Raw genomic sequence first — 14147 nt, 5'->3', positions numbered from 1 at the left:
TTTCAATGGGTATGACTTCGATTCGGACCGGATATTTCATGGCGGTGGCGCTCGCCGTCGTCTCCCTTCCCTCGGCGGCGCGGGCGGACGACAAGCCCCAGGAGACCGGCCCGGACTCCCCCTGGCAGGTAACGCTCGGGGCTGGCGCGATCTACCACCCCGACTATCTGGGCTCCGACGACTACGAGTTCCAGCCTTTCCCGACGGTAAAGGTCGAGTACGACAATCTGTACGTCGAGACGGACGGGCCGGGCGTGCGCGCCAACCTGATGCCCCACGGCCTGTTCGAATTCGGTCCGATCCTGCGTTACGGCGAAGGCCGCTCCGACGTGGAGGACGACGTGGTCGACCGGCTTCCGGAGATCGACGACGAGCTCTGGGTCGGCCTGTTCGCCGGCTATACCGAGAAGGGCATCTTCGGCGACCGGGACTCCCTCGGCGTCGAGGTCGAGGCGATGTGGGCCGCGACCGACGACAACGGCTCGACGGCGACCCTCGGCCTGACCTAAGGCTATCAGGCCACCCGGCGCCTGCAGCTCTCGATCGGCACCTCGGCGACCTATGCCGACAACGACTACGCCACGACCTACTACACCATCGACGCGGCCGGGGCCTCGGCCAGCGGCCTGTCGCAGTTCTCCGCCGGCGACGGTCTGCGCGACGTCGGCCTGAAGGCCTCCGCCCGCTTTGCCGTCACCCGCGAGATCGGCATCGGCGCCATTGCCGGCGTGTCGCGGCTGATGGGCGATTTCGCCGACAGCCCGATCGTGGACGAGCGCGGCAGCGCCACCCAGATCTTCGGCGGCATGTTCCTGACCTACACGTTCTGAGAGTCACCGCGTCTCGAAACGCGAACGGGCGCTCCGAAGGGAGCGCCCGTTGCTGTTTGGCCCGTTTTAACGTGGCCCAGGCGAAACCGCTTACGCGGCCTGGCTGAGGGTCCGCAGCACGTAGTGCAGGATGCCGCCGTGGCGGTAGTAATCCACCTCGTTGGCGGTATCGATGCGGCACAGCAGCTCGACGGTCTTCTTGGTGCCGTCGGCATAGGTGATCGTCATCGGGACGGCCATCCGCGGCTTGATGCCGTCGGCGATGCCGGTGATGTCGAAGGTCTCGTCACCGGTCAGACCCAGGGTCTTGCGGTCGGTGCCTTCGGGGAACTGCAGCGGCAGCACGCCCATGCCGACCAGGTTCGAGCGGTGGATACGCTCGAAGCTCTCGACCACGACCGCCTTCACGCCCAGCAGACGGGTGCCCTTGGCCGCCCAGTCGCGGGACGAGCCGGTGCCGTACTCCTTGCCGCCGATCACGACGAGCGGGGTGCCGGCTTCGGCGTACTTCATGGCGGCGTCGTAGATCGGCATTTCCTTGCCGGTGGTCACCAGCTTGGTCATGCCGCCGGACACGCCCGGGGTCATCTCGTTCTGCAGACGGATGTTGGCGAAGGTGCCGCGCATCATGACTTCATGGTTGCCGCGACGGGCGCCGTAGGAGTTGAAGTCCGTCGGACGGATCTGACGCTCCAGGAGGTATTCGCCGCCGGGGCTGTCCTTCTTGATCGAACCGGCCGGCGAGATGTGGTCGGTGGTGATCGAGTCGCCCAGCATCGCCAGCGCGCGGGCGCCGGTGATGTCGGTGATCTCGCCCGGCTCCTCCGCCATGCCGACGAAGTACGGCGGGTTCTGCACGTAGGTGGACCCGTCGTCCCAGTCGTAGGTCAGGCCGCCGGAGGTCTTCACCGCCTGCCACTCCTTGCCGCCGTGGAACACGTTGGCGTAGCGCGACCGGTACATCTCCGGGGTGAGCTTCGCCTGGATGGTCGAGGCGATCTCGTGGTTCGACGGCCAGATGTCGCGAAGGTACACCGGGTTGCCGTCCTTGTCCTCGCCGAGCGGGTCGTTGTTGATGTCGACGAACATCGACCCGGCCAGGGCATAGGCGACGACCAGCGGCGGAGAGGCCAGATAGTTGGCCTTCACATGCGGGTTCACGCGGCCTTCGAAGTTACGGTTGCCGGACAGCACCGAGCACACCGCCAGATCGCCGGCCTCCACCGCCGCCGCGATCGGGTCGCTGAGCGGGCCGGAGTTGCCGATGCAGGTGGTGCAGCCGTAGCCGACCAGGTTGAAGCCGAGCTTGTCGAGCGGATCCTGCAGGCCGGCGGCCTCCAGGTAGTCGGTGACGACCTGGGAGCCCGGCGCGAGCGAGGTCTTCACCCACGGCTTCACGGTAAGGCCCTTGGCCACCGCCTTCTGGGCGATCAGGCCGGCGGCGATCAGCACGCTCGGATTGGAGGTGTTGGTGCAGCTCGTGATGGCGGCAATCACCACGTCGCCGTCGCTCAGCTCGTAGTTCGCGTCCTCGACCGGGGCCGAGCGCTTGGTGCCCGTGCCGTCGCCGAGGGTGGACTTCAGGGCCGACTGGAAGTTGCCGGCGGCCTCGGTCAGCAGCACCCGGTCCTGCGGGCGCTTCGGGCCGGCCAGGGACGGCACGACGCTCGACATGTCGAGCTCGAGGGTGTCGGTGAACTCCGGATCCGGCGTGTCCTTCTCGCGCCACATGCCCTGCGCCCTGGCATAGGCCTCCACCAGCTTCACCCGGTCCTCGTCGCGGCCGGTGAAACGCAGGTAGTTGATGGTCTCGGCGTCGATCGGGAAGAAGCCGCAGGTGGCGCCGTATTCCGGTGCCATGTTGGCGATCGTCGCGCGGTCCGCCAGCGGCAGGTCGTCCAGACCCGGGCCGTAGAACTCCACGAACTTTCCGACCACGCCCTTCGCGCGGAGCATCTGGGTGACCGTCAGCACCAGGTCGGTGGCGGTCGCACCTTCCGGCATCTTGCCGGTCAGCTTGAAGCCGATGACTTCCGGCACGAGCATGGAGATCGGCTGGCCGAGCATGGAGGACTCCGCCTCGATGCCGCCCACGCCCCAGCCCAGCACGGCCATGCCGTTGACCATGGTGGTGTGGCTGTCGGTACCGACCAGGGTGTCCGGATAGGCGACGTTCTCGCCGTTCTCGTCCTTGGTCCACACGGTCTGCGCCAGGTATTCCAGGTTCACCTGGTGGCAGATGCCCGTTCCCGGCGGGACGACGCGGAAGTTCGAGAACGCGTCCTGACCCCACTTCAGGAACTCGTAGCGCTCCTTGTTGCGCTCGAATTCCAGTTCGACGTTCTTCTTGAAGCTCTCGGGATTGCCGAAATCGTCGACCATCACGGAGTGGTCGATGACCAGGTCCACCGGAGACAGCGGGTTGATCTTCGTCGGATCGCCGCCGAGCTTCTCCATCGCGTCGCGCATCGCGGCGAGGTCGACCACGGCCGGAACGCCGGTGAAGTCCTGCATCAGCACGCGGGCCGGGCGATAGGCGATCTCGCGCGCCGACTTGCGGGTCTTCGCCCAGTCGGCCATCGCGGTGATGTCTTCCTCGGTGACGGTGACCCCGTCCTCGTAGCGCAGCAGGTTCTCGAGCAGCACCTTCAGCGAGTACGGCAGGCGCGCGACCTCGGGGTGCGCGGCCTCGAGTGAGGTCAGGTCGTAATAGGTGTAGGTCTTGCCGGCGACGTCGAGCGTCGCCTTGGTTTTGAAGCTGTCCAGGCCTGCGGTCATGTAGTGTCTCTCCTCGATGATGATGGCAGCAGCCAGTTGGCGGCGAAGTCTCGCGACTGAAAGTAAGTCTCTCGACCGCGCGGCCGTCCGAGGTGCGCCTCGGCCCGGTCGGCTATATGCGGGCCCATGCCCGTCTTGGTTTGGCGCCGTTATATCTCCGACACCGGCCGACGCAAAGGGATTCAAGTGCGCCGCGACATCCCGCACCCGCGCCGATCGATGCGGATCGGCCATTGCCTAAGCCCCCCGGCGCACCCATTCTCCGCCCATGGAGACGATCTGGGGGAATGTGCTGTCGATCGATGGCCGGGGCGTGCTGCTCCGCGGCCCGTCGGGTATCGGCAAGTCGGATCTGGCGCTTCGGCTGATCGACAGCGGGGCGTCGCTGGTCGCCGATGACCGGGTGGAGCTGGCACGCGAGGGGGACAGCCTGATCGCCCGGGCGCCGGAAGCGCTGTCGGGCCGGATGGAGGTGCGCGGCATCGGCATCGTCTCGGTGCCGGCGGTGCAGCGCGTCTCGCTGGTCCTGGTGATCGATCTCGTCCCCCTGGAGCAGGTTCCGCGAATGCCCGACCCCGGCCGCTGGACCCATCTCGGCGTGTCGGTCCCGGTGATCTCGCTCTTCGCCCTCGAAGCCTCCGCCGCCGCCAAGGTCCGCATGGCCGTCCGTCAGGTGAGTACCCGATGACCGCTCCCCTTTCCGTCGTGCTGGTCACCGGCCTCAGCGGCGCCGGCCGCACGTCGACCCTGAAGGTGCTGGAGGATCTCGGCTACGAGGCGGTCGACAACCTGCCGCTCAGCCTCATGCCGGCCCTGCTGGCGCCACGGGAGGCTCCCGGCCGGATCGCCGTCGGCGTGGACCCGCGCACCCGGGGCTTCGCCACCGATCCGCTCGCTGACGCCATCGCCGAGCTGGAGGCCCGCACGGATGTCGACCTGCGCGTCGTCTTCCTCGACTGCGACGACGACGTTCTGATCCGCCGCTTCACCGAGACCCGGCGGCGCCACCCGCTTGCCACCGACCGGCCGATCGCCGACGGCATCGCCATCGAGCGGCGGATGCTGGACCCGGTGCGCGATCTGGCGACGGCGGTGATCGACACCAGCTCGTCCAATCTCTCGGAGTTTCGGGAAAGCCTGATCTCATCCCTGGCCCTGGATGTCGGCCGGGCGATGACGGTGACCGTCGTGTCCTTCGCCTTCCGCAGCGGCTTGCCGCGCGAGGCGGATCTGGTGTTCGACGTGCGCTTCCTGGCCAATCCGCATTACATGCCGGATCTGCGGCCGCGCGACGGCCGGGACCCGGATGTCGGCGCCTTCGTCGCCGGCGATCCCGGTTTTGCGCCGTTCTTCCAGTCCCTCACCGATCTGATCGGCCCCCTGCTGCCGCGCTACGAACGCGAGGGAAAGAGCTACCTGACGGTCGCCATCGGCTGCACCGGCGGCAAGCACCGTTCGGTTCATGTGGCCGAGCGGCTGGCCGAGTGGTTGAAGAGCGGGGGAACTCCTGTCACGCTCCGCCATCGCGACCTGCCTCGCGAGACGGGCGGCATGCCGTCAACATGAGCAAAACAGCGCGGAAGACATCGTGATCGGCATTGTTCTGGTGACCCACGGTCGCCTCGCGGATGAACTCAAGGCGGTGATGGAACACGTGGTGGGGCCGCAAACCGGTCTGGCAACGGTCTGCATCGGTCCGGAAGACGACATGGAGCAGCGGCGCGGAGAGATCATGGATCGCGCCAAGGAGATGGATGCCGGCGACGGCGTCATCGTGCTGACCGACATGTTCGGCGGCACCCCGTCCAACCTGGCGATCTCGATCATCGACCGCCCGGGGGTCGAGGTCATCGCCGGCGTGAACCTGCCAATGCTGATCAAGCTCGCCAGCGTGCGCGCCAACGCCTCGCTCCACGAGGCCAGCGTGGCGGCGCGCGATGCCGGGCGGAAATACATATCGATCGCCTCCGAAGTGCTGGGGGCGACCGGCTCTTGAGCGGGCAGGCGATGGCGACGGAAGAACGCAAGCTGCTCATCACCAACAAGCGCGGTCTGCACGCCCGCGCGGCGGCTAAATTCGTGAAATGTGCCGGCGCCTACGCCGCCGATATCGAGGTGGAGAAGGACGGACAGTCCGTCTCCGGACGATCCATCATGGGTCTGATGATGCTCGCGGCGGCGCCGGGCTGCTCGATCCTGGTTCGCGCCAAGGGCTCGGATGCGGGGGAGGCGATGAACGCCATCGCCCATCTGGTGGAGTCCAAGTTCGATGAAGACCACTAACAAGGCCAAGCGGGCGCGCCAGGACAAGGGAGGCAAGCGCGGACTGTTGGAGGGAATCGGCGTCTCCGCCGGCATCGCCATCGGTCCGGCCCATGTGCTCGATACGGGGTCGATCCAGGTTCCCGAATACCAGGTGGCCACCAGCCAGCTCGTCACCGAGGTGGAGCGGTTCGAGGCCGCCCGGGCCCGCGCCGACAAGCAGGTCCGCAAGCTGCGCCGCAAGGCCGAGGCCCTGCCGGCCGGCGTGCTGGACGAACTCGGCCCGCTGCTGGAGGCCCATGCCGCGATGCTCGGCTCCACGCGGCTCGCCGGCGGGGTCGCCGCGACGATCCGCGAGCGCCGCATCAATGCCGAGGCCGCCGTTCAGGTCGTGGTCGGCGAAATGGTGCGCGGCCTGTCCGCGGTGAACGACGCCTATCTCGCCGCCCGCGCCCAGGACGTGCGCGAGGTCGGCGACCGCATCCTGCGCCAGCTCACCGAGACCCCCTATCACGCCTTCGCCCATGTCCCCGAGGGCGCCATCATCATCGCCGAGGAGCTGAGCCCGGCCGACACCGCCCTGCTCGACCCGGCGAAGATCGGCGGCTTCGTGACCGCCCTTGGCGGGACCGACAGCCACACCGCCATCATGGCCCGGTCCATGGGCCTGCCGGCGGTGCTGGGCGCCACCGTGGCGCCGAAGGCGATCCGGTCCGGCGAGACCATCATTGTCGACGGGGATACCGGCCGGATCGTGCTCGACCCCGACGAGGACTCCCTGGCCGAGTACCGACGCCGGGCGGCGGCGCGGGAACGGCTGGAACGGGAACTGACCCGCCTGCGCTCGCTGCCGGCGATCACCCAGGACGGCGTGACCATCTCCCTGCTGGCCAATCTGGAGCTGCCGCGCGACCTGGAGATCGCCACGGATCGGGGCGCTGAGGGCGTGGGCCTGTTCCGCACCGAGTTCATGTTCATGAACCGCGACGTGCTGCCCGACGAGGACGAGCAGTACGCCGCCCTGCGCCAGGTGGTGGAGGGCATGGCCGGCAAGCCGGTGACCATCCGCACGCTCGACGTCGGCGGCGAGAAGCTGGCGACGGCGCTGGGCGACCGCATCGCCGACAGCGCGAACCCGGCCCTGGGCCTGCGCGCCATCCGGCTGTCCCTGCGCGAGCCGAAGCTGCTGGAGACCCAGCTTTCCGCCATCCTGCGGGCCGGCGCCCATGGGCCGGTGCGCATCCTGCTGCCGATGATCTCCTCGACCGCCCAGGTGCGCGCGGTGCGCACGATCCTTACCAAGGTCGTGCGCCGTCTGAAACGCCGCAAGGTGACCATCGCCGATCCGGTTCCGCCGCTCGGCGCGATGATCGAGGTGCCGGCCGCCGCCCTCTCCGCCGACGCGCTGGCCATGGAATGCGATTTCCTGGCGCTCGGGACCAACGACCTGACCATGTACACGCTGGCCATCGACCGGGGCGACGAGCAGGTGGCCGACCTCTACAACCCGCTGCACCCGGCCGTGCTCAAGCTGATCCAGTTCTCCGTCGATGCCGCCAACCGCCACGGACTGCCGGTCAGCATCTGCGGCGAGATCGCCGGCGACCCGCGCTACGCCCCGCTGCTGATCGGCATGGGGGTGAAGGAGCTGTCCATGTCCGCCACCGCCCTGCCCCGGGTCAAGCAGCGGATCCGCCGCCTGTCCCTGGCCCCGGCCACCCAGCGCGCCCGCGCGATCATGGACCAGCTCGACGAGGGGCGGATCGCCGTCCTGCTCGACGACTTCAACGACGGTCTCTGAGCGCCATGACCGAGATCGATCCGGCCTATCCGTTCGATCTCGGTACCTGGACGCGCCCGGTCGCCACCGCCCCGCCGGACGCGCAGACCTGGTTCGACCGGGGTCTGAACTGGCTGTTCGCCTATAACCACGAGGAAGCCGTCGCCTGTTTCCACCGTGCGCTGGAGGCCGATCCCGGCTGCGCGATGGCGTGGTGGGGCATCGCCTATGCCAGCGGCCCGTTCTAAAACCGCGCCTGGATCCGCTTCTCCGACGCCGAGATCGCCGCCACCCTGCCGGTGTGCCACGCCGCGGCCCTGAAGGCCGCTGATCTTGCGGCGCCGGGCACCGAGGCGGAACGGGCGCTGATCGCCGCGGTGGCCCTGCGCTACCAGTCGCCGTCGGAACGGGACCGCGCCGTGCTCAACCGCTGGCACCGGGAATTCGCCGATGCGATGCGCTCGGTGCACGCGGCCCATCCGGACGATCTCGACATCGCCGCCCTGTTCGCCGAGGCCGCCGTCACCTGCACCCCGCGGATGCTGTTCGACCTGCGCACCGGCGCGCCCAATCCGGCGAGCCTGACGGTGGAGGCGCTCGACGTACTGGAGACGGCGCTGGCCCGCTGCGCCCGCGACGGCATCGTCCATCCGGGCGTTCTGCACATGCACATCCACGCCCTGGAGATGTCGGCCGAGCCGGAACGCGCCCTGGCCAGTGCCGACAGCCTGCGCGGCTTGGCGCCGGATGCCGGCCATCTGGAGCATATGCCGGCCCATATCTACGTGCTGTGCGGCGGCTACAGCGAGGCGGTGGAGCAGAGCCGGCGGGCAGTGGCCGCCGACGACGCCTATCTGGCCTTCGGCGGCGACACCAACTTCTACACCACGGCCCGCTGCCACGACCTGCATCTCTACATCTACGCCGCCATGCTGCTGGGCCAGTACCGCACCGCCCTGCACGCCGCCGAGAAGATCCGGGCGATCGCCCACCGCGACCTGCTGGCCGCCAGCGCGCCCTTCATGCGCTCGATCCTCGACGGCTATTCCGGGATGCGCAGCCATGTGCAGGTCCGGTTCGGCAAATGGCGGGAGCTGACCCGCGAGGCGCCGCCGCCCGACCCCGACCTGGCGCCGATCCGGACCGCCATGTTCCACTACGCCAAGGGCGTGGCCCATGCCGCCCTGGGCGAGCTCGACGCGGCGGACCGCGAGGCCGACGCCTTTCACGCCGCCCGCGACGGCTTCGCCGAGGACGCGATCTTCCTCAGCAACACGGTGCGCGACACGCTGGGCGTCGGGGCGGCCATGCTGGCCGGCGAGATCGCCTATCGCCGCGGCGCCTTCGAGGAGGCGTTCGACCATCTACGCGCGGCCGTCGAGCGCAACGACGCCCTGAACTACACCGAGCCCTGGGCCTGGATGCATCCGCCACGCCACGCGCTGGGCGCGCTGCTGGCCGAACAGGGTCTCCATGCCGAGGCGGAGGCCGTCTACCGGGCCGATCTGGGGCTCGATCCAACGGTTCCACGCCCCTGCCGCCATCCGGACAATGTCTGGGCGCTGCACGGTCTGCTCGAATGCGTGGAGCGGCGTGGCGGGACCGCGGAGGCGGAGATGCTGCGCCAGCGCCTGACCCTGGCCCAGGCGCGCACCGACTTCCCGGTCACCGCCGCCTGCTGCTGCCGGGGAAAGCCGATCGCCGTGGCGTAGTCGGCGCAGTCCAGTTCCCACCCCTTCCCGACTTCCTGGACGCGCGCAGCGTGATCCAGGACCCTGTTCCGAACCTTGCCATTGGGTCCTGGATCGCCCCGGTGGGGCGTCCGGGAAGTCGGGAAGGGAGGAATGGTCAGATAAAGCCCCGCAGTCGGCCTCTTCGACTGGACCCGCCGCCGTGCTAAAGGGGCGGGATCGCTGTTCCGGACGCCCTGCCATGACCTTCACCGTCAATCCCGACGTCGTCTCCGTCGTCGAGCCGCCGATCGCCGAAGCCCGTGCCTGGGTCGACGGCCGCCCGCCGATCCCCGGCAAGCCGCTGCTCGACTGCTGCCAGGCGGTGCCGAGCTATCCGCCGGACGAGGCCCTGCGCGCCCATCTGGCCGAGCGGGCCCGCACCTTCGAGGCCGCGCAATACGCCCCGATCACCGGCACCCCGGCGCTGAAATCGGCCCTGGCGGAGCATATGAGCGGCTTCTACGGCGGCAGCGTGGCGCCGGCCAACGTGCAGATCACCGCCGGCTGCAACCAGGCCTACTGCCTCGCCATCATGGCCCTGGCCCGGCACGGCGACGAGGTGATCCTGCCCCTGCCCTATTACTTTAACCACCAGATGTGGCTCGACTCCCTCGGTGTCACCGGCGTGCATCTGCCGTTCCGCGCCGATCGCGGCGGCGTGCCGGATCCCGACGAGGCCGCCACCCTGATCACCGAGCGGACCCGCGCCCTGGTGCTGGTGAGCCCGAACAACCCGACCGGCGCCGTGGTGCCGCCGGAGGTCATCGCCCGGTTCCGCGACCTCTGCGCCGAGCGCGGCATCGCCCTGGTGCTGGACGAGACCTACAAGGATTTCCTCGACCCGTCGGAGCCGCGCCACACCCTGTTCAGCGATTCGAAATGGGGCGACACGGTGGTCCAGCTCTACAGTTTCTCCAAGGTGTTCAGCCTGACCGGCTATCGGGTCGGCTCGATCATCGCCGGCCCGCGCTTCATCGAGCAGGTGGCGAAGCTGATGGACACCATGTCGATCTGTGCCGCCCGGATCGGCCAGGACGGCGCCCTCTACGCCCTGCAGCACCTGTGGGGGTGGGCGGCGGAGAAGCGCGAGATGATGGCCGGCCGCCGCCAGGCACTGTTGGACGTGTTCTCGTCTGGCAATCTCGCCTTCGACCTGGTCTCCACCGGCGCCTACTTCGCCTATGTGCGCCACCCCTTCGACGGCGAGACCGCGCATGCGGTCGCCAAGCGGCTGGCGCAGGAACACGGCGTGCTGGCCCTGCCGGGCACGGTGTTCGGCCCCGGCCAGGATCCGTATCTGCGCCTCGCCTTCGCCAATCTGGAAGCCGAGCGCATGGGCGAACTGGGCGACCGCCTGCGGGGGGCGGTCTGAAGCGGCCGAGTAATATTTTATTCTTCCAGTAGAAAGCCTTGACCACCCACAGTTGACAGCACGCGACTGACCTGATGCCATATTTCCCGAAATAAGGGAGGAACGGCGGATGGTTGGCAAATCACGGTTGCTCGGAACGATAACCGGCCTTGTCCTCGGACTGGCGCTCCTGCCGAGCGCCGGCTCGGCCGACCCGCAGCCGCTTCCCGCCCTGCCTAGCACCATGCCGCTGCAGGATTACGAGGTGAACATCCTCTATCCCTGGGTTGTGCAGCGCGCTTACGCGGGCCTCCCCGGCTGGAAGGTCGATACCAAGGTGCGCGACACCGGGCCGTTCATCGCCGGCGACTATTACGGCACCCACCCGGCGGTCCGCATCCACTACTCGCCGGAGGCCGTGACGTGGATCGACGGCGGGCGCGAGGGCCCGGTGCCCCAGGGCGCGATCCTGGTGAAGGAAATGTTCACCCCGCCGGCGGCCCTCTATACCGTCCTCGCCGAGACCCCCTATCTGAAGAGCGATCCGGCCCGCTACGAGGCGCTGCTCGACGATCTGCTGGTCGGCTGGACCCTGATGATCCAGGACACGGGCGGCGACTCCAAGGACGGCTGGTTCTGGTCCGGCCCGTTCAAGGGGTACTCCTTCGACAAGCCGGACGGGGCGTCCAACGTGGACGATGGAAAGGGCGTGCCGGTCTCCGGCTTCGGCGTGGGCACCTGCATCCGCTGCCACGCCTCCGCCGAGAACGCCAACACCTTCGCCTCGCAAAACAATTTCGACCCGGCCGAGATCCCGCTGCAGTTCAAGGTCGACAATTCCTGGCGCTCAAAGGACTACCTGACCCAGGCCAAGGTGGGGGCGGTGACGGATGGCGGTGCCTCCGCACCGGTCTGGGACATCATCGCCAAGCACATGGAGGGCGCGCCGGAGGCCGAACGCACGGCGCTGTTCGCCACCCTCAACCTGCCGCCGCAGCAGCGCCCCTTCTTCACGCCGCGAGCCCCGATCAAGGACGAGCACAAGCCGGACGCCGTCCGCGCCGACGCGCCCCGGCACGACAAGCCCCTGCCGAAGCCGAACCGGGCGTTCATTGCCGCGTTCCAGGATCTGAAGCGGATGAAGGCGGATCCCGACCCGGCGGAGATTCCGCGCTTCTCGCTTCCGTCTGAATATTCGGACAACGTCTATCCGAGCTCCGATCCGCAGCACTATCTGACCTCGTCCAACTGCATGGGCTGCCATGGCGGGCTCGGCGGCGCGCCGTCCGGCGTGTCGATGTTCGTCTCCACCGGGAGCAAGTACGGCGAGGGCTACAACATCTCGCCCTTCGGGGAATGGCGCTGGTCGCCCATGGGGCTGGCCGGCCGCGACCCGATCTTCCACGCCCAGCTCGAGAGCGAGCTGATCATCCTGCTGGAGGAGAACGGCGCCCTGAAGGACGGCAAGCCCGGACCCGCGGCGGTTCAGACGACCCAGCAGGCCCTGACCGACACCTGCCTGCGCTGCCACGGCGCCATGGGCCTGCGCCAGAAGGGGCTCGACCAGAACGCCAAGGCGAAGCACAGCCTGCCCCATGACGGCATCCTGAACCCGCAGTTCAATCCGGAGATCTTCTATCTGACCCGGCCGCTGACCGAGGCGCAGGAGAAGAACCCGCCCTTCACCCCCTTTCCGAACCAGCCGATCCCGCCGACCGCCTATCACCCCATCGGCGACGCCGCCTATGGCGAGCTGGCGCGCGAAGGCATCAGCTGCACGGTCTGCCACCACATCGCGCCGGCCTCGCAGAAGACGGTTCAGGACTGGACGACAAAGACCGAGAAAGACCACCCGGCCTGGCTCGGCAGCCGGACCGACAATCTCTGGTCGGACGCCTTCCTGTACTTCACCGCCAACAACAACACCGGACTTTACGAACGCTCCGAAGCGGACGAGCTGCTGGGCCCGCTGGCCGATATCGTCCCCGAACCGATGCGCAACGCCATGGGGATCACTCCGAAGGTCGCCCCGCCGATGAGGGAGGGCAAACCTCCCTTCACCAAGGATTCGGCGATGTGCGGCACCTGCCACACCATCAACCTGCCGAATATCGGCGCGACAAAGGACGAGTATCCCATCCTGACCGCAATCGAGCCGAACAAACATTTCCAAGGCATCCCGCACAGCATCGAGCAGGCGACCTATCTGGAATGGCTGAACTCGAAATTCGGCCCGGGCAAACACAACAAACCGGGACCGGACTTCGCGAGCTGCCAGGACTGCCATATGCCGAACCGCTTCAGGACGGTGGACGCGGACGGCAACCTGACCGACGAGATCAAGCCGCTGGTCAGCCAGATCGCGACGATCCAGGACGCGGACTATACCGCCGCCGACCACCAGCTCCCGCCGGAGGACATCACGGTGCCGCACCGCGCGGACTACAGCCGGCACGAACTGGTGGGCCTGAACGGGTTCATGATCGAAATGGTGAAACAGTTCCCGAACGTCCTCGGGGTCGACAGCACGGATTACGAGACCGGAGCCGAAACCGGCGCGGATCTGGCGATCAACGCCATGGCGACCTCGATCCGCGAAGGACGGGTCGGCACCGTCGCCGTGCAGTCGGCCGAGATGAACGCGGACGGCGATCTGGTCGTGGACGTGGAGGTTACGAACACCACCGGCCACCGCCTGCCGAGCGGGGTCGCCTTCCGCCGGGCCTGGGTCGCGCTGGAGGTCTGGGCCGAGGACGGCTCGCTGATCTGGGCCTCCGGCCGGCCGAACGAGGGCGGGCTGATCACCGATACCCACGGCATCGTGCTCGACACCGAGCTTCTGAAAGGCACCGACTACCAGCCGCATTACCAGGAGATCACCGAGGACACCCAGGTGCAGATCTACGAGGAGCTGGTGCGCAACGCCCAGGGCGCCTTCACCACCTCCTTCGTCCACCGGGTCGAGCATGTGAAGGACAACCGGCTGATGCCGGCGGGCTGGGTCACGGCGGCAGAGTTCGCCGGCAAGAGCCCCAATGCCGGCATCGCCGACCAGGGCGACCTGCTGTACCAGTTCATGCAGTCGACCGAACCGACCGGCACCGGCGACGATCCGGACTTCAAGGCCAGCCCCAATGCCGGCACGGACCGCCTGCGCTACCGGATCGCCAAGGCGGCGCTGGAGGGCAAGTCGGTGGAATCCGTCACCGCCCGCTTCTACTACCAATCCTTCCAGCCGGCCTGGTTCTACCAGCGCTTCGAGCTGGCCAATACGGCCAAGCAGAACGGCTACAACACGCCGGAGACCGACCGGCTGTTCTATCTGGCTTCCCACCTGAACCTGAAGGGAACGATGATGGAGGGATGGAAGATCGAGGTCGGCGCGGACGCCCGGCCGCTACGGGTGCAATAGG

At 68.1% G+C, this 14147-nt stretch carries 10 protein-coding genes and 1 pseudogene; 10 read left to right on the top strand and 1 reads right to left on the bottom strand.

Features of this window, described 5'->3' with window-relative positions; translation table 11 throughout:
• The first annotated feature begins 5 nt into the window (after window positions 1-5).
• Window positions 6-830, top strand: a pseudogene (locus tag T8K17_RS07605) (MipA/OmpV family protein).
• Between the two features lie 90 nt (window positions 831-920).
• Here the strand turns inward: T8K17_RS07605 and acnA are convergent.
• Window positions 921-3608: an aconitate hydratase AcnA gene (gene acnA, locus T8K17_RS07600; RefSeq protein ID WP_322333895.1), complete on the bottom strand. Its 2688-nt coding sequence runs from the start codon at window positions 3606-3608 to the stop codon at window positions 921-923.
• Between the two features lie 268 nt (window positions 3609-3876).
• Between acnA and T8K17_RS07595 the strand changes: the two genes are divergently transcribed.
• The 9 genes from T8K17_RS07595 to T8K17_RS07555 all read left to right on the top strand — a co-directional run bounded on the left by T8K17_RS07595 (window position 3877) and on the right by T8K17_RS07555 (window position 14146).
• Entirely contained in the window at window positions 3877-4296 is a 420-nt protein-coding gene (locus T8K17_RS07595) for an HPr kinase/phosphorylase (protein ID WP_416153174.1), read from the top strand.
• Window positions 4293-5174 (top strand): RNase adapter RapZ, encoded by an 882-nt coding sequence (rapZ, locus tag T8K17_RS07590; protein WP_322333893.1) that lies wholly within the window; start codon window positions 4293-4295, stop codon window positions 5172-5174. The genes T8K17_RS07595 and rapZ overlap by 4 nt, the downstream gene beginning before the upstream one ends.
• A 22-nt stretch (window positions 5175-5196) precedes the next feature.
• The gene (locus T8K17_RS07585; RefSeq protein WP_322333892.1) at window positions 5197-5604 is read left to right on the top strand and encodes a PTS sugar transporter subunit IIA; all 408 of its coding nucleotides are present in this window, start codon (window positions 5197-5199) and stop codon (window positions 5602-5604) included.
• Window positions 5605-5615: 11 nt separating this feature from the next.
• Window positions 5616-5891 (top strand): HPr family phosphocarrier protein, encoded by a 276-nt coding sequence (locus T8K17_RS07580; protein WP_322333891.1) that lies wholly within the window; start codon window positions 5616-5618, stop codon window positions 5889-5891.
• Window positions 5878-7671 carry a phosphoenolpyruvate--protein phosphotransferase gene (gene ptsP / locus T8K17_RS07575; protein WP_322333890.1) on the top strand — a complete coding sequence of 598 codons (1794 nt, stop codon included), beginning with the start codon at window positions 5878-5880 and terminating at the stop codon, window positions 7669-7671. The genes T8K17_RS07580 and ptsP overlap by 14 nt, the downstream gene beginning before the upstream one ends.
• A 5-nt stretch (window positions 7672-7676) precedes the next feature.
• Window positions 7677-7898, top strand: a complete 222-nt coding sequence (locus tag T8K17_RS07570) for a tetratricopeptide repeat protein (protein ID WP_322333889.1) — start codon at window positions 7677-7679, stop codon at window positions 7896-7898.
• Window positions 7899-7949: 51 nt separating this feature from the next.
• A complete protein-coding gene (locus tag T8K17_RS07565; RefSeq protein WP_322333888.1) occupies window positions 7950-9362 on the top strand; it encodes a hypothetical protein in 1413 nt (470 codons plus the stop codon).
• Window positions 9363-9582: 220 nt separating this feature from the next.
• Window positions 9583-10755, top strand: a complete 1173-nt coding sequence (locus tag T8K17_RS07560) for an aminotransferase (protein WP_322333887.1) — start codon at window positions 9583-9585, stop codon at window positions 10753-10755.
• 109 nt (window positions 10756-10864) lie between these two features.
• Window positions 10865-14146 (top strand): hypothetical protein, encoded by a 3282-nt coding sequence (locus T8K17_RS07555; RefSeq protein WP_322333886.1) that lies wholly within the window; start codon window positions 10865-10867, stop codon window positions 14144-14146.
• Window position 14147: the final 1 nt, after the last annotated feature.

The sequence above is a fragment of the Thalassobaculum sp. OXR-137 genome (assembly GCF_034377285.1).
Classification (GTDB): domain Bacteria; phylum Pseudomonadota; class Alphaproteobacteria; order Thalassobaculales; family Thalassobaculaceae; genus Thalassobaculum.
Note: the sequence above shows the minus strand (reverse complement) of the source record. Positions and strands in the feature narration are given on the sequence as shown.

Coding starts and splice junctions, on each gene's coding strand:
- rapZ (WP_322333893.1), top strand. CDS start 4,293: ATGACCGCTCCCCTTTCCGTCGTGCTGGTCACCGGCCTCAGCGGCGCC.
- T8K17_RS07570 (WP_322333889.1), top strand. CDS start 7,677: ATGACCGAGATCGATCCGGCCTATCCGTTCGATCTCGGTACCTGGACG.
- T8K17_RS07555 (WP_322333886.1), top strand. CDS start 10,865: ATGGTTGGCAAATCACGGTTGCTCGGAACGATAACCGGCCTTGTCCTC.
- acnA (WP_322333895.1), bottom strand. CDS start 3,608: ATGACCGCAGGCCTGGACAGCTTCAAAACCAAGGCGACGCTCGACGTC.
- T8K17_RS07560 (WP_322333887.1), top strand. CDS start 9,583: ATGACCTTCACCGTCAATCCCGACGTCGTCTCCGTCGTCGAGCCGCCG.
- T8K17_RS07580 (WP_322333891.1), top strand. CDS start 5,616: ATGGCGACGGAAGAACGCAAGCTGCTCATCACCAACAAGCGCGGTCTG.
- ptsP (WP_322333890.1), top strand. CDS start 5,878: ATGAAGACCACTAACAAGGCCAAGCGGGCGCGCCAGGACAAGGGAGGC.
- T8K17_RS07595 (WP_416153174.1), top strand. CDS start 3,877: ATGGAGACGATCTGGGGGAATGTGCTGTCGATCGATGGCCGGGGCGTG.